Raw genomic sequence first — 19,098 nt, 5'->3', positions numbered from 1 at the left:
CGCGAAGGACCTGGCGCTACAGCCAGGCGGTGGCGGCGCGCACGGCCTGCTTGCCGCCGGCCGGCAGGATGTCGCGGTGGCTCATGACGACGCGGTCGAAGTCCCACTGCAACAGGCGCTCGATCGAGGCGCGGGCGGCGGCCCGGTCCTTGATCAGGCCCTTCATCACCGCGGTCTGGGTCGGCTTGCCGAGGGCGCGCGTGAGGCGGAGGTAGAGCCCGGTGATCCAGTTGGGCGCCTGCTCGAAGTAGAACACCCAGTCGGTGAGGATCAGCGTGCGCGAGGCGCGGTGGAAGAAGGCGACCTCGCCGAGCTTGGGGGCGCCCTCGAGCTCGATCTGGTCGAGGTCGCCGGCCCAGAGCAGGTCGGGGTTGTTGGGGATGCTCTCGAGCTGCAGCTCGGGGTGCTTGGCGATCGCGCCGGCGACCGCGTAGCCGCGCGCCTGCGGGTAGGCGGCGAGGAAGGGCCCGAGGAACAGGTGGTGCATCGAGTTGGGAGCGATGACGACCTGCACCGGCCCGAGCGTGTCGATCTCGGCCCGCAGCTCGGGGGTCAGACCGATCGGCGCGTGGACCAGGAGGCCGCCGGAGCCGAGCCGGACGATGGTCATGCGAGCGCCGATCTGCAGGCCGAGCATGCGCAGCGGCTGGGTGGCGGTCCACAAGTTGGTGTCGATCGGCTGCAGCACGCGGGCCTCCTTCATGAGTGTCGAGAATCTGACCGAGGGTTGAAAAATGTGCAAGCGCGGCGGTGCCGGTGGCCGGAGGGGCGATCGGGGCTTACACTCCCGGGATGGCGGAGCGACGGATCGAGCTGGTTCGCGGGGACATCACGCGGCTCGCGGTGGACGCGATCGTCAACGCGGCCAACACGTCGCTGCTCGGCGGTGGCGGGGTCGACGGGGCGATCCACCGCGCGGCCGGGCGCGAGCTGGTCGAGGAGTGCCGCATGCTCCACGGCTGCCCCACGGGACAGGCGAAGATCACCGGCGGCCATCGCCTGCCGGCGAAGCACGTGATCCACACGGTGGGCCCGGTGTGGAACGGGGGCCATCGCGGCGAGGAGGCGCTGCTGGCGTCGTGCTATCGCAGCAGCCTCGAGCTGGCGCGGGCCCACGGGCTGCGCACGATCGCCTTCCCGGCGATCTCGTGCGGCATCTACGGCTACCCGATCGCGGAGGCCTGCGCCGTCGCGGTGCGCACGATCTCGGCGTTCCTGGCCGAGGACGCCGCGATCGAGCGGGTCGTGCTGGTGTGCTTCGACGGGGCCGTGCATGAGGCGTATGCGGCGATTCTGGCCGACCCTGGGCCCTCGGCAAGCGTCGACGCGCATGCGCGCATGCTCGGGTGCCTGCTCGGGGCCGTGGTCGGTGATGCGCTCGGTGTCCCCGTCGAATTCCGCAGCCGCGAGCAACTGTCCGCGGACCCGGTCACGGGGGTGCGCGGCCACGGGACGTATGATCAGCCGCCGGGGACGTGGTCCGACGACAGCTCGCTGCTGCTGGCCACCGCCGACAGCCTGATCCACAACGGCTACGACCCACCCGACATGATGGCGCGGTTCTTGACCTGGCTCAAGGGACAGGCATACACGCCGCACGGGGCGGTGTTCGACGTCGGCATCGCCACGCGCAGCGCGATCGCCCGCCACGCCCACGGCGCCCCGGCGAGCGAGTGGGGCTGCCGCAGCGAGCGCGACAACGGCAACGGGTCGCTGATGCGGATCGCGCCGCTGTCGCTGTTCACCCGCGCGCTGGCGCCGGCGGAGATCGTTCGCTGCAGCATGGAGGTCAGCGGGCTGACGCACGCGCACCCGCGCTCGCAGCTGTGCTGCGCGTACTTCTCGCTGCTGCTGGCGCAGGTGGTGCAGGGGCGGCCGCTGGCGCAGGCGATGACGACGGCGTCGCAACAGCTGGCGCCGTTCGTGCCGGATGCGGAGCGCGAGGTGCTCGCGGCGATCCTCGACGGGTCGATCGTCGAGGCGCCGGCGTCGGCGATCCGCGGCAGCGGCTATGTGGTGCACTGCCTCGAGGCGAGCCTGTGGTGCGCGGCGAATCACCCGAGCTACGAGGCGGCCGTGCTGGCAGCGATCAACCTCGGCGAGGACACGGACACGACGGCGGCGGTCACGGGGGCGCTGGCCGGGGCGATGCACGGGCGCGCGGCGATCCCGGAGGCGTGGCTGCGCGCGCTGGCGTCGCGCGAGTACGTGGAGACGCTCTGCGAGCGGCTGGTGGCGCGCATCGAGGCCGACGTCTCATAGCGCGGAGGCTCGCGGCGGATCGCGCTCGTGCATGGGCCGGGCGCCGGGCTACGATGCGGCGAAGCCCATGCAGATCTCGCGCACCGACCAGGACGATACGACCACCCTCGCGCTCGCCGGCAGCCTCGATGCCGCGACGGCGGCGAACACCGACACGCCGTTCGACGCGGTGCTCGCCGAGGGCCGCAAGCAGGTGACGCTCGAGCTGTCCGGGCTGGAGCACATCGACAACGCGGGGGTGGCCAAGATCATGGGGCTGTACATGCACCTCAAGCAGCGCGGAGGCGCGCTGCACATCGCCGGGATCCGCGATCAGCCGCGGGCGATCTTCTGCCTGCTGCGCTACGACGCGGTGTTCCCGGAGATCGTGTGAGCTGTCCCTGAGGACAGGTGATTCACGATCGTCGCTCGCCGGGCCGAGGAGCTTCGGCCGGCTGCGCCGCATGCCGATCACTGTCTCTTCGGGCAGGTCGGTCCGCCGTCGACCGCGCCGAACGCCGCGATCTGTCTCTTCGAACAGGTCGAGCCGCCGTCACTCCGCGAGCAGGCGCAGGCGGGTGACGGGCAGGGCGGCCTCGACCAGGGCGGCCGCGAGTGAGCCGTCGGCGACGGGCTCGGTCAGCATGACCATCGCCGCCGAGCCGTCGGCCGACGGGGTCTCCTGCGCCATGCGGCGGATGCTGACGCCGTGGCGGCCGAGGCAGGCGGCGACGCGGCCGAGCACGCCGGGGACGTGCGGGGCGCGGAAGCGCAGGTAGTGCGCGCAGACGACCTCGGCCAGCGGGCGCAGGCTGACGGGCTTTGAGGTGGTCGAAGGGACATGTCCGGAAGGACCTGGCCGCGAGTACAGGCCAGCGAGGATGTCGCGGGCGACCTCGAGGATGTCGGAGACCACGGCGACGGCGGTCGGCATCATGCCGGCGCCGCGGCCGTAGTAGAGGCTGGGGCCGAGGGCGTCGGACTGGACCAGCACGGCGTTGAAGGCCCCCTGGACGCCGGCGAGCACGTGGTCCCGGGGGACCAGCGTGGGGTGGACGCGGAGGCCGACGCCGTGCTCGTCGCGCTGGCCGATCGCCAGGCTCTTGATGACGAACCCGAGCTCCGCCGCGGCCCGGATGTCGAACGCGGTGACGTGGGAGATCCCCTCGGTGGCGATCGTGCCCGGGTCGACCTGCACGCCGAAGGCCACGAGGGCCAGCAGCGCCAGCTTGTGGGCCGCGTCGCCGCCCCCGACGTCGAGGCTGGGGTCGGCCTCGGCGTAACCGGCGGCCTGGGCCCCGGCGAGCGCGTCGGCGAAGCCGGCGCCGGTGCGGGTCATGGCGTCGAGGATGTAGTTGGAGGTGCCGTTGACGATCCCGCAAAGGCCGGTGATCCGGTCGCTTGCGAGGCCTTCGCGCAGGCTGCGGAGCAGGGGGATCCCGCCGGCGACGCTGCCCTCGAAGACGACGGCCCGACCGACCCGCGCGGCCTCGGCGAAGATCTCGGCGCCGCGCTCGGCGAGCACCGCCTTGTTGGCGGTGACGACGTGCTTGCCGGCCCGCAGCGCGGCCAGGATGTAGCTGCGCGCCGGTTCGACGCCGCCCATGAGCTCGACGACGATGGCGATCTCGGGGTCGCCGAGGACCTCGTCGATGTCGGTGGTGAGCAGCTCCGGCGCGACCTCGACGGCCCGCTCGCGCTCGCGGTCGCGCACGAGGATACGACGAATGGTCGGGGCCACCCCGAGGCGGGCTTCGATGCGCTCGCGGCGTTCGCCGAGGAGCCGCACCGTGCCCGCGCCGACGTTGCCGAGGCCGAGGATGCCGACGCCGAGGGCCGTCACGCCGCGACAGTACCAGACGGGCAGCGATTGTGCGACGCTGACCGTTGCGATGAACGCGCCCGTCGATGTCCGTAAAACGCCGTTCAGGTCGATGCCGCGGGCGCCCGGTCTGCCGTGGCTCGGGAGCATGGTCGACATCGCCAGGAAGACCAACTTCGTCGGCATGACCGACCTGGTGCGCCGCTACGGCGCGCCGCTGGCGGTCCACTTCGGCAAGATCGTGGTGGTGCCGACGGTCCGCCCGGAGCACGCGCAGCACATCCTGGTCGAGAGCCGCGGGGCGTATCAAAAGCTCGGCGAGATCGACGGGCTGCGGCTGCTGGTCGGGCAGGGGCTGTTCTCGTCCGAGGGCGAGACGTGGACCAGCCAGCGGCGATTGATGCAGCCGCACTTCACGCCGAAGGCGGTGCAGCGCTACGCCGACGACATGCGCGCGGCGGTCGAGCAGATGCTGCAGCGCTGGTCGGGCCAGACCGAGATCGAGGCGCTGTTCGAGTCGATGCGGATGGCGATGGACGTGATCGGCCGGACCATGTTCGGGGTGCCGGAGATCGGCGAGGCCGGTCCGATCGGGCGCTCGATCGGGACGGCGCTCGACCTGGCCAGCCGGCGCCTGTTCGAGCTGTTCACGCCGCCGCTGTGGATCCCGACGCCGCAGAACCGCCGGTTCGTGGCGGCCAAGCAAGAGGTCGACGCGTTCATCTACGACCTCATCGGCAAGCGCCGCGCGGGCGCGTCAGGCTCGGAGCAGCGCGACCTGCTCGACGTGCTGATCGCCACCAGCGACGAGGAGTCGGGCCGCCGCATGAGCGACGAGCAGCTGCGCGACGAGGTGATGACGGTGTTCATCGCCGGCCACGAGACGACGGCGGTGTCGCTGACGTGGGCGCTGGCGCTGCTGGCCCGCCACCCGGAGGTGTTGGCGCGCGTGCAGGCCGAGGTCGACGCGCTGGACCACGACATCCCTGGCCTCGAGGACATCCCGAAGCTGCCGTACACGCGGCAGGTGATCGACGAGACGCTGCGGCTGTACCCGGCGGTGTGGGCGATCCCCCGCACCGCCGCGCGCGACGACGTGCTCGGCGGCTACCCGATCGCCAAGGGCACGATCATCACGGTGATGGTCCACGAGCTGCACCGCCAGCCCGACGTGTGGGCCGACCCCAACCGCTTCGACCCCGATCGGTTCGCCCCCGGCGCGGCGCAGGCCCGCCAGAAATCGGCGTACATGCCCTTTGGGGCAGGTCATCGCATTTGCATCGGCATCCACTTCGCGCTGCTCGAGCTGGTGATCGCGCTGGCGGCGGTGGCCCGGCGCTACAGCTGGCGGCTGACGGAGGCGGAGGTGCCGAGCGTCGGGGTCAGCACGCTGCGTCCGGCGCGGCCGGTGCGGATCGCCCTGGAGCCGCGACAGGCAAGCGCACGGTGAAGACGCTGCCCTGACCGACCTGCGAGCGCACGCCGATCGTGCCGCCCATCATCTCGACGAGGTGCTTGCACAGCGAGAGGCCGAGGCCGGTGCCCTCGTAGCGGCGGCGCGGCGACGAGTCGACCTGGGTGAAGGGCTCGAAGATGCGCTTGTGGTCGCCCTCGCGGATGCCGATCCCGGTGTCCTCGACCGCGAACACGACGAACTGCGCGTCGCCGTCGGCCTCGCCGCGCACGTACACGGTGACGCGGCCGCGAGCGGTGAACTTGAGGGCGTTGCCGACCAGGTTGACGAGGACCTGGCGCACGCGGCCGCGGTCGAGCTGGGTGATGAGCGGGACCGCGGGCGGGCGGACCTCGAGCGCGGTCCCGCGGGTGCGCGCGAGCGGCTGCAGCGCCTCGGCGACCTCGCGGGCGACGTCCTCGGCGGCGAACTGCTCGCGCTGGAGGTCGAGCTTGGTCGCCTCGACGCGCGAGAGGTCGAGCACGTCGTCGATGAGGCCGAGCAGGTGCTGGCTGGCGCCGACGATCTTGACGAGGTCGTCGCGCATGTCGGGCAGGCCCTGGGCGTCGGCGTCCTCGACCAACATCTCGGCGTAGCCGATGACGGCGTTGAGCGGGGTGCGCAGCTCGTGGCTCATGGTGGCCATGAAGGCCGACTTGGCGGTGCTGGCCGCGACCGCCTGCTGGGCGAGGATCCGCGCGCGCTCGACCTCGAGGTCGGCGTGCTCGAGCTGGACCGCCGCCGCCTCGGCGCGCGCGATGGCCTCGTCCTTGGCGAGGTCGGCCAGGTGGCTGAGGCCGTGCACGGCGAGGATCGTCATGGCGCCGTAGATCGCGGTGGTCGAGCCGGTGAGGTCAGGGTCGTGGAACTGGGGCAGGACGCCAGTGAAGCGGTCGACGGCGAACAGCGCGACGACGCCGACCAGGCAGATCGCGCCCCACAGGTGGCCGGCGCTGCGGCCCGCCATCTGCGCGGCCAGGAAGGGCACGATCGCCAGCAAGATCCAGTAGGGCGAGGCGAAGGCGCCGGTGGTCGAGACGGCGTAGAGGGTACCTGCGAACACGCAGCCGGTGATCCAGTGGCCGGCGGCGGCCGGGGTGCCGCGCAGGCGCAGCAGCCCCGGGCCCACGAAGGTGAGCAGCATGGTGCCGAGGTCGGCGGCCAGCGAGGTGATGCGACCGATGCCGGTGGTGGTGGCGAGGATGACCGGCACGGTGAGCGCGCAGGCGAGGATGACCAGCCAGGCGGTGCCCTCGATGAGGAGGGCGCGGCGGCGCATCTCGTGGTCCTCCAGCAGCGCGGGCGGCAGGCCGCGCTCGAGCACGGCGATCAGCCGACGCGACCATGTCAGCGGGCGCTGTGCCATCCGGGGCCCGCGAGCATAACGCAGCGGCCATCGCGGTGCGACGTGGGCCACGTCGCGAGCGGGGTGCGCTTTACAGGGCGCGTTCGCCGTGGTCTCGTTGCGCGCCATGACGACCCCTCAGAGCAGTGTTCCGTCGCCTCCCAACGGCAAGACGCTGGTGACCGGCGCGAGCGGACACGTCGGTGCGAGCCTTGTGCGACATCTGCTGGCCGCAGGAGAGGATGTGCGAGTGCTGGTGCATCCTCGGCACAACAACCGCGGGGTCGAGGGCCTGCCGGTCGAGCGTGTGGAAGGCGACCTGCTCGACGCCGATTCGGTGGCCCGCGCGGCCAAGGGCTGCGTGCGCGTGTACCACACCGCGGCCAAGGTCTCGGTGCTGAGCCCGACCGAGCCGCAGATGCGGGAGCTGTGGCAGATCAACGTGCTCGGCACCCGCAACGTGCTGCGCGCGGCCCAGCGGGCCGGGGTGGCCCGGGTGGTCCACACGAGCTCGTTCTCGACGATCGGCTTCGACCCGGACGACCCGCGCAAGGCGTGCCACGAGGACATGCCGTTCTATCCGTTCGTCGAGTGGATGCCGTACTCGCGGACCAAGGTGCTGGCCGAGCACGAGGTGCTGCAGGCGTGCGCCGACGGGCTCGACGTGGTGATCGCGGTGTCGACCGGGGTGGTCGGGCCGTACGACTATCTGCCGTCGCGCACGGGCAAGGCGATGATCGACTTCTCGCGCGGCAAGCTGCGGGCGATCATCCCCGGCGGCTACGAGGCGGTGACGACCGAGGACCTGGCGCGCGGGCACGTGCTGGCGATGGAGCGCGGGCGCACCGGTCAGCGCTACATCTTCAGCACCCGCTACGTGACGATGGACGAGATGGTGGCGCTGTTCGCCGAGCAGATCGGGACCGACCGGCGGCCGATCGCCCTGTCGCCGCGGCTGATGTCGGCGGTGGCGCGCACGATCTCCAAGCCGATGGCCAGGCTGTTCCCCAACGTGCCGCAGCACCTGACGCCCGGCGCGGTGTTCGTGCTGACGATGCAGCGCCGCGCCGACACCACCAAGGCGCAGCAGGAGCTCGGGTTCGTGCCGGGCGACCTGCCGGCGGCGGTGCGCGCGTGGCACCGGTTCTTCGTCGACGAGGGGATGATCGCCCGCTGAAACTCAGCGGGTGTGCGACTCGAACTGCAGCTCGAACACGGCCTTGGTCGGCTTGGGCATGATCGGCGCGAGCCGCCAGCCGAGCGAGGCCTTGGCGAGGCAGTCCTCGATCTTGCCGATCGAGAGAGTCGACCAGTTGACGCGGGCGAGGGTGGCCTCGCCGGCCTCGTCGAAGTGGACCTGGAACTGCATGATGCCGGCGAGCTCGGGGTCCTTGAGCAGCGCCTTTTCGTAGCAGGCGCGCCACGGGCCGGCCCGCTTGCGCGCGTATTGCTTGAGGGCGATCTTGTCGAGGCCGGCGTCGCCGGTGATCACCGGGCCGTCGATGTGGAGCTGGGCGATGATGCGGTCCTCGGCCAGCTCCTGTTTGGTCGGCGGCGGCAGGCCGCGCGAGGCGGTCAACGTGACCTGAGAGACAGGTGCCTGCTTGGCCGCGGGCTTGGCGGGGTGGAGGCCGCCGCCGCGCTCGGTCTCGGCGAGCTCGAGGCCGCCGAAATGCTTGCTGGTGCGCGGGGGACCGCCGGTGGCCTGGGCCCACCAGGCGTCGTCCTCGGGACCGCCCTTGTAGGCGCGCTGGCCGTGCTTCATGTTGACGGTGAAGTCCTCGACGGCGCCGACGAAGCCGGGATCGCCGAGGTGGCCGGCGACGCGGTCGTAGTCGAAGCGGCGGTCGAAGCGAGAGCCGACTTTGGTCGGGCGACGGGCGAAGGCTGCCGGTGAGGACGGGGCGACCAGGCCGGCGCTCTCGTCGACGACGAAGCCGAGCGGCGGGGCCTCGGGCTCGGGCGCAGGCTCGGGGGCGCGCGCGGGCTTCTCGACCTGACGCGGCAGCGCCACGCGTGGGGTGGTGACCGGCGGCGGGGGCGGGGCCGACTCGGGCTGCGGCGGCGCGGGGGTGATGTAGCGGGCGGCCAGCTCGATCTGCGCCTCGTGGTCGAGCACGACGGCGACCGGCTCGGAGGTGCCGAGCCACAGCGCCCAGCCGCCGACCAGCAAGAGGGCGGCCGCGTGGCTGAGCCAGGCGAGGCGGTCGAGCTCGATCGGGTCGTGTGGGGCGTCGGCGGGCGCGACCTGGGAGATCTCGAAGGTCAGGTCGCCGAGCTCGATGCGGGCCGCGGCGCCGGCCGGGAGGGCGAGCGAGCGGCGGCCCTGGGCGACGGCCTCGGCGAGGTCGATCGGGCTGTCGCCGCTGACGTGGCCGCGCGCGCCGGGCGGGAGGCCGAGCACGAAGCCCTGCTCGAGGGCGATGATCAGCGGGACGCCCTCGGCGGGGGCCCCGGGCACGGCGACGATGAAGTCGGCCCCGGGGGCCTCGCCGAGGGTGTAGCGAGCGCGCGCGCGGTCGCGCCAGCGGACCAGTCCGAGGACCAGCGGGAGCAGGCCGGCGGCGACGAGGCAGGCGCCGAGGCCAGTGCCGGCGCCGACGGTGGGACAGGGGGGCAGCTCGCAGGCGGCGGCGGCTCCGACCTGGGCCAGGCCGCGCAGGGCGAGGGCGAGGCCGAGCAGCGAGAGCGCCGCGCCGCCGACGAGCAAGGCCGCCGGAGTGACAGCGGGCGGCTCGCGCCAGCGGACGTGCTGGACGTCGACGATGCGGCCGCGATGACGGGCGACGACCTCGGCGACGACGGGTGCGACAGGGGTCACGCTGGGGGCGCTCACGCAAAGGGTGGCACGCTCGGAGGGCGGTAAAGTTCCCGCTCGGGTGAGATTCACGACACGTCTTTGCGAGTGAAACCGGCCGCTGTTCGCCGGGGTCGGCGGACCGCGGCCGCGCGCACTTTCGAAGATGTCCGTAAGGGCATGTCCGAACAGTCAGGCGCTGTGGCGGAGGTCGTGAGGCAGCGGCGATCGGCGGCCCCTTACGGCTGAGGTCGGTGCTCGGGCATGCTGGAGATCATGCGTCGGCTCGCGGTGACGTCGGTGGTGTGGGTGATGGCCTGTGGCGGGGGCGACGGCAGCACGAGCGCGTCGACCTCGACGGGCGAGGGCCCGAGCACGGGCGCGGAGGTGACGGGCACGACGACGGGGACCACGAGCGATCCGTCAGGCACCACGGGCGAGCCGACGAGCACGACGGGGCCGACCGGGACGAGCAGCAGCACGGGCGACGGGACGAGCACGACCGGCGAGCCGGCGGGGTGGCGCAGCGAGCTCTATCCGGAGGACTGGACGCCGGCGTTCACGGGGCCGGAGGGGCGCTATCTCCACGATTTTTCGTACGCCGGCTATCGCCTGGCCGAGGTGACGCCGGGCAGCGTGTTGCCGGCCGAGACGATCGACGCGGTGCGCGACCACGGGGCCGATCAGACCGGGGCGAGCGACGCGACGGCGGCGCTGCAGGCCGCGCTCGACGCCGCGGCCGCGGCCGGCGGGGCGGTCGTGCGCCTGCCGGCGGGGCTCTACCGGGTCGACGGGCGGCTGACGGTCAGCAGCTCGAACACGGTGATCCAGGGCGACGGGGCCGAGCAGAGCCGACTATGGTTCACTGCCTTTTCGGACATGTCCTATGAGGCACATCTGACGTTCGCCGGCGCGCCGCAGCTGGGGGTCGACGTGGCGCTGACCGAGAGCGGAGAGGAGCGGTCGCGCACGATCACGGTGGCCGATCCGAGCAGCCTGAAGGTCGGCGACGAGATCGCCATCGGTTGGCAGATCTCCCCGGCGTTCGTCGGCGAGCACGCGATGACGGGCACCTGGCAGCAGTTCAACGACACCTGGCAGCCGTTCTTCTGGCGCACCGTGACGGCGGTCGACGGCGTCAGCGGCACGCTCGAGCTCGACGTGCCGCTGCGCTACCCGGCGCTCGTGCGCGACCAGGCCAGCGTGCGGCCGGTGACGGGGCTGCTGCGCGAGGTGGCGTTGATGGACGTCGGGGTCGCCAACGCGGTCGGCTGGGAGGACGCGTGGTCGCAGGACCAGGTGTACGCGGTGGCGATGATCGGGGTGCGCGACGCGTGGGTCTCGGGGGTGAGGTCGTTCGTGTCGCCAGGAGCGCCGGCGGAGGGCAAGGGGTCCGGGCGCCACCTGCAATCCGGCGGTCTGACGATTCAGCGCAGCGCGCGGGTGACGGTGGCCGAGAGCACGCTCGAGCTGGCGCAGCACCGCGGCGACGGCGGCAACGGCTATCTGTTCGAGGTGATGCAGAGCGGGGAGGTGCTGGTGCGCGACTGCGTGGCGCGGGCGGGGCGGCACAACTTCGTGCAGAACTGGGGCTTCGGCGCGACGGGGATCGTGTGGCTGCGGGTGCACAGCTCGGAGGGCAAGGCGGTGGCGCTGATGGGCAGCGAGTTCGGGACGGTGGGGCTGTCGGAGTTCCACCACTCGCTGGCGACGGCGAACCTGCTCGACCAGAGCGTGGTCGACGACGGCTGGGGCGCGGTCAATCGCCTGGCGTGGTCGAGCGGGGCCGGCCACAGCGCGACGCAGTCGGCGGTGTGGAACGCGAGCGGCAAGGGGGTGGTGCGCTCGCGCCAGTTCGGCCACGGCTACGTGATCGGGGTCGGCCCGCAGCTGGCGGTCGAGACCAGCCTGGAGTCGCCCGACGCCGCCGGGACCGCGCCGGAGGACTGGGTCGAGGGCCCCGGTCAGGTCGAGCCGCTCGACCCGCCGTCGCTGTACGAAGACCAACTGGCGCGCCGGCTCGGCGGCTGAGCCTGTCCCAAAGACTCTCTCTCGCTTTATCAAAAAGCGGGCGCTGGAATCACGCGCGCGTCGAGGCGGCTCGGGCGCGTCGGGGTGATGCATGGCGCGCAATGTCGTGACATGTCTGAATGGTCATGCCCTCTGAGACATGCTCTTTTGACCATGTCAAAAAGGGCATGTCCGCGAGGACATGCCCTTCTCGGCGCTGACGCGAGCGCGCGCGGCTCAGTTAACCGGCCGAGGCGGAGGCGCTGGCCTTGACCTTGACCTTGCCGCCGCTGCCGCTGTCGCCCTGGATCTTGCCGGTGTCGACGATCTCGCCGGTCTTGAGCGGGAACACGGGCGGGGTGTTGGGGTCGCACTCAGGCGGGGGGCCGAAGCCGTCGGCGTTGAAGTCCCACTCGAGCTGGCCGGAGCCCTTGGGGCTCTTGCTGTTGGCGACGATGCGGACGGTGTGGGTGCCCTTGCGCGCCGGGGTGCAGTAGGACAGCAGGTAGAAGCGCTTGGTGTGGCGCTCGATGCGGTCGGCGACCTTCTCGAAGGCCGTCTTGACGCCGGTCTGCTCGGTCGCCAGCTCGGTGCCGTCGCGGCCGATGTCGCCGAGGCCGGCCTTCTTGATCTCCGCGCCGACGCCGATCGCGTAGATCTCGTAGTCCTTGTACTGCTCCTTCAGCAGCTCGCCCTTCATGTCCTCGCGCGAGAAGCGGGCGGCGCGGTCGGTGCCGTCGGTGAACACGACGAGGGTGCCGAACTTGAGCGGCTTCTTCTCCTTGTCGAGCGACTTCTTGAGCTCCTTGAGCCCCTCCATGACCGCACCGTGAAGGTTGGTCGAGGGGTCCTTGGGCTTGTAGGTCCGCAGGCCGTCGAGGCCGCCCGAGACGGCGCCCTCCGACTCGGTGAAGGGCGTCACCGAGTGCAGCTCCTTCTCACCGTCGAACGCGTAGACGCCGACCTTCTGGGTCTTGCCGACGCGGTCGGTGAACAGCTGCGCGGCGTCGACCAACTGGTCCGCCGAGCCGGACTCGGACACGGAGCCCGACACGTCGAGCAGCAGCATGGTGTACATGACCGCCGCGACCTCGGGGTTCTGAATGACCTGCTTGCTCTCGTAGGTCGAGACCAGATCGCCGTCTTCGTAGATCTGGAAGTCCTCGGCCTGGAGGCCTGCGACCGGCTCCTCGTTCTGCTCGACGGTGAAGAATACCCACACGTTGTTGGGCTTCTTCTGCGCCGAATTCAGGCGAGTGAGGGTCAGCGAGGTGCAAGCGATCAGCGGCACGGACAGCGCAGCGCCGAGGGCGATGCTGCGGCCGATCCGCCGCGAATCGAACAGCCGAGAGAACGCGCGGCGGATGCGCACAGTGAGGGGCGTGACGGACTGCACGGCCCCAATTCGTCCGACGGGCCACCGCTTGTCAATCGTCTGGACGCCCTTTACGACCAGCTTCTCGTCAATTGGCGCAATTTCGCCCGATCGCCGGACGCGCCTTGGAATTCACGCGCCGGGCTCGCGAGAGGGGCCTGTCCTCGAGGACCTGGCCCAGAGGCCAGTCACGACCAGGCGCACGGCTCCTCTTCGCACTCTTCCAAATCGTCGCCGCCCCACGGCGAGAAGCTGGACGCGGCCGTATACGGGGCGCTGTCCGCGGCCGTCATCGACAGCGGGATGTTCGGGTGTTCCCGGTGGTAGGGGGCTTGAGGGGTATGGTTGTGATCACGCATGGAATCCTCGGTGGGCACGGGGACGCGTACGCCACCCTGGACCCCCTGCATGGACTGCCCAGGGAGAAGAGCAATCGCGCTGCGTGCGCCGCGCACAATTCTACGAGGGGCCCCGTAAACGGGTCGTAGCCAGGTTTGCGCCGGCTGCGGTAGCTGCGGGATTGGCGCCGTCTTCAGAGTGCGCAATTCGCGGTGTCCGGGAGGGGCTGAGTCGAGCGATTGTGCGCACGCGGAGTGGGCCGCGGAGGGCCGCGCAGGTAGTCAGCTCGGCGCCAGCGCCAGACCCTGAAAGCGAGGCGGGGGCCGCGTGGGGCGAAATTGGGGTCTGGCGGTGGGTCGATGTCGACAATGTAGGTGCTCGTCGGCCGGCGCTCGCGGGGTGACGAGGTCGTCGCGGTCGTGGCTGCACAATGTACATAGGCGGTGATCCGTGGCATTCGATTGTCGGGAGTGGAAGATCGCGGGCGAGCCGGCTCAGCAGGATGCGGTCGCCGTCGTCGAAGGTCCAGGGCGAGAGATTGCATTGGCTCACCAATCTCGGTTGGGCTGGCCCTGCTGCGATGGTGAGGGGCCAAATCGAGTTGTGGCTGGGACTCACGACCAGCGGGCGTTGCGAGGGCAATGGTATGCGTGTAGACCCAACGAGGAATCGATGGAGCGCTCGTCGTGGATGTTTTCGTGACCGTCCGTTCGCGCCTGCAACGGCTTTTTGCCTGCTTCCTCGGTGGTCGCTTGCGCGGTCAGGGCAGCGTGGAGGGAGCGACGGGGACGTCGGCGAGCGCCCATGGACGCGGCTGCGAGGTCGACCCCGACGGGGCGAGGTCGATCGAGGAAGAAGATCGGGTCGGCCAGAGTCTCCGCGCGGAGGATGATGGTCAGGCGACGCGCGCCGGAGAAGGCTCCCGAGGTGGAGCGAGCAGGGCGACGCGGGGACGGGCCGGCATTGACAGGCGCCGCGGGTCCTGCGATGGCAAGGCGCGTGGCGGTCGCGCGCGTCCTCGCCGAACTGCCCGCAGCGTGGGCGCTGGCCCGGGCGCTCGCGCTGACGGCGGGTCAGGAGGCGTCGCGTCGTGGGCTGCCGGTGTACGTCGGGCTCGTGGCGGTGGCGGGGCTGTTGTTCGGCGGCAACGGGTTGACGACGGCGACGGTGGTCGAGGGCGCAGGGGCGTCGCCGCTGGCGCGGGCGCTGCTGTGGTGCGCGTGGCTGATCGCGCTGGCGCCGACGATGGCGGCGCTGTGGCAGTCGAGGTCGAGCTTGTGGTTGCGCTCACTGCCGGCGCGGCGCGGGTGGCACCTGGCGATCCTGCTGGGCTTCTCGCTGGTGGCCGAGTCGCTGTGGGGGCTGCTCTGGGCGCTGGGGGGCGGGCCGGTGGCGGCCGCAGGCGCGCTCGGCGGGGCGCTGGCGGGGCACGGGGTGCTGCTGGCACGACCGGCGGGGGCGCGCGGATGGGCCGCGGTGATGGCGGTGGTGGCAGGTCTGGTCCTGGCTCCGCCGCTGGTGCTGGCGGTGGTGAGCTGGCCGATCGCGCTGCTGGCGTTGCGCGCGGCGTGGCTGGCGGCGCCGACGCGCTCGTCAGGCGGGCGCGGTCTGTCGCGGCGGCTGCCAGGGCCGTGGATGCTGGCGCAGGCGCTGCTGACGAGTGTGGCCCGCGGGCACGCGACGGTGCTGGCCCGCGGAGCGCTGATGATGGCGCTGGCGACGGCGGCGGCGTGGCTGGCGGCGCGCACCAATGCGGTGCGCGATCCGTCGGGGCTGCAGCACTATCTGTGCGGCTTCATGGTGCCGGCGGGGCTGGTCGCAGGGTCGGCGGCGAGCGGGCCGCTGCTGCGGCTCGAGGCCGGGGCGCTGTGGTTGCTGCGGACGGCGGGGGCGTCGGGGCCGATCCGGCGCGGGGCGATGGCGCTGGCGTTGGCGGGGCTGGGAGCCGGACTCGGGGTCGCCAGCGCGGCCGCGCTGGCACTGGCGACGGAGTGGTCGTCGGCGCCGCGGCTGCTGCTGGCGGGGGGGCTGGCGGGCGCGAGTCTGCTGACCTTCGCCGGGCTGGCGGGGCGCTGGACGGAGCGATTCGGCAGCCGGGGGCCGGGGCGACTGGTGCTGGTGCTATTGCTGGCGGCGACGCTGGCGCTGGCCACCCTGGCGTGGCAACCGACGCTGGCAATGCTGGCGTGGGCGCTGGCGGTGGCGGTGATATGGTTGTTCGGACATGCCCGATCGGTCAGCCGCGATGGGCGAGCAGCTGGAGGTGCGGCGGTGGTGCTGGCGATGATCGGTGTGCGCAAGCGGCTGGGGACCCGGATCGTGCTGGAGGAGATCGATCTGCGCTGCGCCGCCGGCGAGGTGGTGCTGCTGCTGGGCGAGAACGGGGCCGGCAAGTCGACGCTGCTGCGGATCGCGGCCGGGCTGGTCGAACCCGATCGCGGGCAGGTGACGGTGGCCGGGGCAGCGCTGGACGGAGGCGCCGAAGGGCGGCGAGCGTTGGCCTATGCGCCCGACACGGCGGATGCGTTCCCGGACCTGGGAGTGCGCGAGCTGCTGGCGCTGGTCGCTGTGATCAAGCGCGCGCCGCCGCCGAGCCCGGCGCTGTGCGAGCGCCTGGGATTGACGCCAGTGATGGAGCAGCGGATGCGCACGTTGTCCTTCGGCCAGGTGAAGCGGACGTACCTGGCGGCGGCGACGATCGGGGCGCCGCCGCTATGGGTGCTCGACGAGCCGAGCAATGGCCTCGATCCGGCCGGCGGCGCGCTGATGGCGACGATGCTGCGCGAGCACGCGGCCGCGGGCGGGGCGGCGCTGGTGGCCACGAACGACGCGCGCTTCGTGGGGCTGTGCGCAGGCCGAACGGTGCGGTTGGCGAACGGGAGGCTGCGCGAGGAGCCGACGTGAGCGGCGCGAGCGGGCGAGGTGCATGACCGCAGCGGGACCAGCACGAACGGAGGAAGCGTAACGGCGCGGGGGGACCAGCACGGACGGAGGAGGCGCAACGCCGCGGGGTGACTGGCACGAACGGGCGAGGCGCAACGCCGCGGGGTGACTGGCACGAACGGGCGAGGCGCAACGCCGCGGGGGTGAGCAGCACGAACGGGCGAGGTGCATGACCGCAGGGGACCAGCAAGAACGGAGGGGCAATGCCGCGGGGTGACCAGCGCGGACGGAGGAGGCGCAACGCCGCGGGGTGACTGGCATGAACGGGCGAGGCGCAACGCTGCGGGGTGAGCAGCACGGAACGGAGGAGGCACAGTGGCGCAGCGTGATTCAGTACGAACGGGCGAGCAGTGATTATGCGAGGGCGGCGGGGCGGTACCAGGCGATCGCGTTGTCGTAGAGGGCGCGGCGTGACAGCTCGGGGCTCAGGGCCTCTTTTAAAAGAGGGAGGTCCGCGGGTGTGAAGGGCCGCGGGGCGCGGGTCGAGGGCAGGTCGGTGCCGAACATGAGGGCGTGAGGGTCGATGGCGGAGATCTGGCGCAGGACGTCAGCCACTTCGAAGTCGACGCGGCCGAAGCCGGTGGCCTTGACGCGCACGCCATGCTCGACCAGCGCGAGCAAGGTCGGCAGACCGGCCGCCGACAGGCCGAGGTGATCGATGCTGACCCGGGGCAGCGCACGCAGTCGCGGCGCGAGCTCCGACAGGTCGGACGAATCGACGTAGAGCTCGGTGTGCCATCCCGCGAGGTCGTGGACGCGGCGGGCGAGGGTCTCGAGGTCGGCGAGGTCGGCCGAACCACCGCGACGCAGGTTGAAGCGCACGGCCCGGACGCCGAGATGGTTCAGTCGCACGACCTCGGCGTCCGGGACGTCGGCCGGGAGCTGGGTGACGCCGACGTAGGTGGGGCCGAGCCGGGCGAGGGCGTCCTCGAGGTACGACTGGTCGAACGCCTGGAACGAGCCGGACACGACGGCGCCGCCAGTGATGCCCATGGCTGTCGCATGGGACATGTACTCGGGGACATCAAAAGCAGCGGGCAGCCAGCCTTGATTGGGGACGAGCGGGAAGCGCGGTTCGATGATGTGGAGGTGGGCGTCGAAGAGCATGGCGGACGGGCGAGCGAAGAGCGGTCCACGAGGCCGCGAAGGCATGGCTAATATACTCGAGCAGGTCGCATCAAGGGCGCGGGTTGGTTGCGACGAGGAGGGTCGGAGGTAACGAGCGGCGAGGAATCGTGGACCTGCGGGTGGAGCGTCGGAGAGGGCTGCTCGGCGGGTGTCGTGATTCACGGGTCTGCGGGGCGGGCGGGGAAGCGGATGACCACGGTGGTGCCGCGCTCGGGGGTGGAGCGGGCGACGACGGTGCCGCGCAGGAGGTCGGTGACGAGGTTGTGGACGATGTAGAGGCCGAGGCCGGTGCCGTGCTCGCGGGTGGTGGTGAAGAAGGGCTCGTAGATCCGCGGCAAGGTGGTGGGGGTCATGCCGACGCCGTCGTCGCGGCAGCCTATCTCGACCTTGTCGCCGGCGACGTCGACCCACACGACGATGCGACCGGGGCGACCGGCAGGGAAGGCATGAGTCAGGGCGTTGTGGACCAGGTTGGTGACGATCTGCGCCAGGGCGGCCGGGAACACGGAGACGAGCGGGTCGGCGCGCAGTTCGACGTGGACGCGGTGCGGGGTGCCGGCGGTCCACGGGCTCAGGCCGGCGACGATGGTATTGACATATGTCCCGACGGACATGTCCCTCCGAATTGTCTCGGAGCTGTCGACGGCGACCCGCTTGACGCCAGCGACGAGGGCGGCGGCGCGGCGCAGGTTGGCGAGGGCGAGGTCGGCGGCGGCCAGGGCCTGCTGCAGGTGGTGCCGCATGTCGCGCTGGCGCAGGATGCCGGCCTCGAACGAGGCGCGCAGCTCGTGCAGCTGATCGCGGGCGAGGCCGGCGGCGGTGACGGCGACGCCGAGCGGGTCGCCGAGCTCGTGGGCGATGCCGTCGACGAGGCCGCCGAGCGCGGCGAGCTTCTCCTTGAGCAAGAGCTCCTCGCGGGCGGCGTCGAGGGCGGCCCGCAGACGCTCGGCGCGGCGCCGCTCGGTGATGTCGCGCAAGGCCAGCCAGACGCCGGCGAACCGCTGGCGCGGCAAGGCGAGCGGGCGAACGGCGAACTCGAGGCAGCGACTGCGGTGCTGCAATTCGCGGGCGAGCCCGCCGCTGCCGGCGAGGTGCTCGCGCAGAGGGGCGAGCGAGTCGTCGAGCAGCAGGTCGACGAGCGGGGCGCCGCGCACGGCCTCCTCGCTGAGGGCGATGTTGCGGGTCGAGCGGAGGTCGAGCAGGCGGAAGAAGGCGGGGTTGTACTCGAGCAGGCGGCCGTCGCTGCCGAGCACGGCGACGCCCTCGGCCGATTGATGCACGACCTCGCGCCACAGCTCGCGGCTGTGGGCCAGCTCGGACACGAGGTTGCCGGCGCCGCCGAGATCCTCGACGAAGGCGAGCCAGCCGACATCGGTGCGCGAGAGGAGGAGGCGGGCGAGGACGTCGCGGGCGCCGAGGTGAAGGTCGATGTGGAGGTCGATGTGGCGGGCGTCGCTGTGGCTGATGGCCTCGTCGAAGCGGCGGATCCCCCGGCGGTCACGGACGCTGAAGAGGGCGTCGAGCGGGCGCCCGAGGACCTCGTCGGCGCGCTCGCCCGCGAGCGCGGCGAAGCCGGCGTCGAAGCTGCGGACGACCAGCCGCGGGTCGAGCTCGAGGCGACCGAGGTGGGGCACGAGCGGGGCAG

At 71.9% G+C, this 19,098-nt stretch carries 14 protein-coding genes and 1 pseudogene; 7 read left to right on the top strand and 8 right to left on the bottom strand.

Annotated features, from left to right (window positions below; translation table 11 throughout):
- Window positions 1-16: 16 nt before the first annotated feature.
- Window positions 17-703: a DUF4336 domain-containing protein gene (locus POL25_RS36105; protein ID WP_272090900.1), complete on the bottom strand. Its 687-nt coding sequence runs from the start codon at window positions 701-703 to the stop codon at window positions 17-19.
- An 89-nt stretch (window positions 704-792) separates the two neighbouring features.
- Here POL25_RS36105 and POL25_RS45090 point away from each other — a divergent pair.
- From POL25_RS45090 to POL25_RS36090, 3 genes and pseudogenes are all read left to right on the top strand, one after another.
- Window positions 793-1,299 (top strand): annotated as a pseudogene (locus POL25_RS45090) (O-acetyl-ADP-ribose deacetylase); the annotation flags it as partial.
- The gene (locus POL25_RS45085; RefSeq protein ID WP_506417457.1) at window positions 1,291-2,262 is read left to right on the top strand and encodes an ADP-ribosylglycohydrolase family protein; all 972 of its coding nucleotides are present in this window, start codon (window positions 1,291-1,293) and stop codon (window positions 2,260-2,262) included. The pseudogene POL25_RS45090 and the gene POL25_RS45085, both read left to right, overlap by 9 nt.
- A 67-nt stretch (window positions 2,263-2,329) precedes the next feature.
- Entirely contained in the window at window positions 2,330-2,635 is a 306-nt protein-coding gene (locus tag POL25_RS36090; protein WP_272090899.1) for an STAS domain-containing protein, read from the top strand.
- Between the two features lie 159 nt (window positions 2,636-2,794).
- Here POL25_RS36090 and POL25_RS36085 read toward each other — a convergent pair whose 3' ends face one another.
- On the bottom strand, window positions 2,795-4,084 hold the full coding sequence (locus tag POL25_RS36085; protein WP_272090898.1) for a homoserine dehydrogenase: 1,290 nt from the start codon (window positions 4,082-4,084) through the stop codon (window positions 2,795-2,797).
- Window positions 4,085-4,133: 49 nt separating this feature from the next.
- On the opposite strand from POL25_RS36085, the gene POL25_RS36080 reads away from it, so the two are divergent.
- The gene (locus POL25_RS36080; protein WP_272090897.1) at window positions 4,134-5,513 is read left to right on the top strand and encodes a cytochrome P450; all 1,380 of its coding nucleotides are present in this window, start codon (window positions 4,134-4,136) and stop codon (window positions 5,511-5,513) included.
- On the opposite strand, the gene POL25_RS36075 is transcribed toward POL25_RS36080, so the two are convergent.
- Window positions 5,446-6,882 (bottom strand): sensor histidine kinase, encoded by a 1,437-nt coding sequence (locus tag POL25_RS36075; RefSeq protein ID WP_272090896.1) that lies wholly within the window; start codon window positions 6,880-6,882, stop codon window positions 5,446-5,448. The genes POL25_RS36080 and POL25_RS36075 overlap by 68 nt on opposite strands.
- A gap of 106 nt (window positions 6,883-6,988) precedes the next feature.
- Here POL25_RS36075 and POL25_RS36070 point away from each other — a divergent pair, with 106 nt between their 5' ends.
- A complete protein-coding gene (locus POL25_RS36070) occupies window positions 6,989-8,038 on the top strand; it encodes an NAD-dependent epimerase/dehydratase family protein (protein WP_272090895.1) in 1,050 nt (349 codons plus the stop codon).
- 3 nt (window positions 8,039-8,041) lie between these two features.
- On the opposite strand, the gene POL25_RS36065 is transcribed toward POL25_RS36070, so the two are convergent.
- Entirely contained in the window at window positions 8,042-9,682 is a 1,641-nt protein-coding gene (locus POL25_RS36065) for a hypothetical protein (protein WP_272090894.1), read from the bottom strand.
- A 252-nt stretch (window positions 9,683-9,934) separates the two neighbouring features.
- On the opposite strand from POL25_RS36065, the gene POL25_RS36060 reads away from it, so the two are divergent.
- Entirely contained in the window at window positions 9,935-11,689 is a 1,755-nt protein-coding gene (locus POL25_RS36060) for a glycosyl hydrolase family 28-related protein (protein ID WP_272090893.1), read from the top strand.
- A gap of 220 nt (window positions 11,690-11,909) precedes the next feature.
- Here POL25_RS36060 and POL25_RS36055 read toward each other — a convergent pair whose 3' ends face one another.
- Both POL25_RS36055 and POL25_RS36050 read right to left on the bottom strand, forming a co-directional pair.
- Window positions 11,910-13,064: a VWA domain-containing protein gene (locus POL25_RS36055; RefSeq protein ID WP_272090892.1), complete on the bottom strand. Its 1,155-nt coding sequence runs from the start codon at window positions 13,062-13,064 to the stop codon at window positions 11,910-11,912.
- A gap of 167 nt (window positions 13,065-13,231) precedes the next feature.
- On the bottom strand, window positions 13,232-13,402 hold the full coding sequence (locus POL25_RS36050; RefSeq protein WP_272090891.1) for a hypothetical protein: 171 nt from the start codon (window positions 13,400-13,402) through the stop codon (window positions 13,232-13,234).
- Window positions 13,403-14,381: 979 nt separating this feature from the next.
- On the opposite strand from POL25_RS36050, the gene POL25_RS44690 reads away from it, so the two are divergent.
- The gene (locus POL25_RS44690; RefSeq protein ID WP_272090890.1) at window positions 14,382-16,286 is read left to right on the top strand and encodes an ABC transporter ATP-binding protein; all 1,905 of its coding nucleotides are present in this window, start codon (window positions 14,382-14,384) and stop codon (window positions 16,284-16,286) included.
- 393 nt (window positions 16,287-16,679) lie between these two features.
- Here POL25_RS44690 and POL25_RS36040 read toward each other — a convergent pair whose 3' ends face one another.
- Complete coding sequence (locus tag POL25_RS36040; protein ID WP_272090889.1) at window positions 16,680-17,432, bottom strand: amidohydrolase family protein; 753 nt, start codon at window positions 17,430-17,432, stop codon at window positions 16,680-16,682.
- Between the two features lie 179 nt (window positions 17,433-17,611).
- Window positions 17,612-19,087 carry a PAS domain-containing sensor histidine kinase gene (locus tag POL25_RS36035; protein ID WP_272090888.1) on the bottom strand — a complete coding sequence of 492 codons (1,476 nt, stop codon included), beginning with the start codon at window positions 19,085-19,087 and terminating at the stop codon, window positions 17,612-17,614.
- Between the last annotated feature and the right edge of the window lie 11 nt (window positions 19,088-19,098).

Source organism: Nannocystis bainbridge (assembly GCF_028368995.1).
GTDB lineage: Bacteria > Myxococcota_A > Polyangia > Nannocystales > Nannocystaceae > Nannocystis > Nannocystis bainbridge.
This window is presented reverse-complemented; position numbering and strand designations above follow the sequence as displayed.

Excerpts from the sequence above, each read along its gene's own strand:
- POL25_RS36090 (WP_272090899.1), top strand. The coding sequence starts at position 2,330 with ATGCAGATCTCGCGCACCGACCAGGACGATACGACCACCCTCGCGCTC.
- POL25_RS36070 (WP_272090895.1), top strand. The coding sequence starts at position 6,989 with ATGACGACCCCTCAGAGCAGTGTTCCGTCGCCTCCCAACGGCAAGACG.
- POL25_RS36050 (WP_272090891.1), bottom strand. The coding sequence starts at position 13,402 with ATGCGTGATCACAACCATACCCCTCAAGCCCCCTACCACCGGGAACAC.
- POL25_RS36060 (WP_272090893.1), top strand. The coding sequence starts at position 9,935 with ATGCGTCGGCTCGCGGTGACGTCGGTGGTGTGGGTGATGGCCTGTGGC.
- POL25_RS36080 (WP_272090897.1), top strand. The coding sequence starts at position 4,134 with ATGAACGCGCCCGTCGATGTCCGTAAAACGCCGTTCAGGTCGATGCCG.
- POL25_RS36105 (WP_272090900.1), bottom strand. The coding sequence starts at position 703 with ATGAAGGAGGCCCGCGTGCTGCAGCCGATCGACACCAACTTGTGGACC.
- POL25_RS36075 (WP_272090896.1), bottom strand. The coding sequence starts at position 6,882 with ATGGCACAGCGCCCGCTGACATGGTCGCGTCGGCTGATCGCCGTGCTC.
- POL25_RS36040 (WP_272090889.1), bottom strand. The coding sequence starts at position 17,432 with ATGCTCTTCGACGCCCACCTCCACATCATCGAACCGCGCTTCCCGCTC.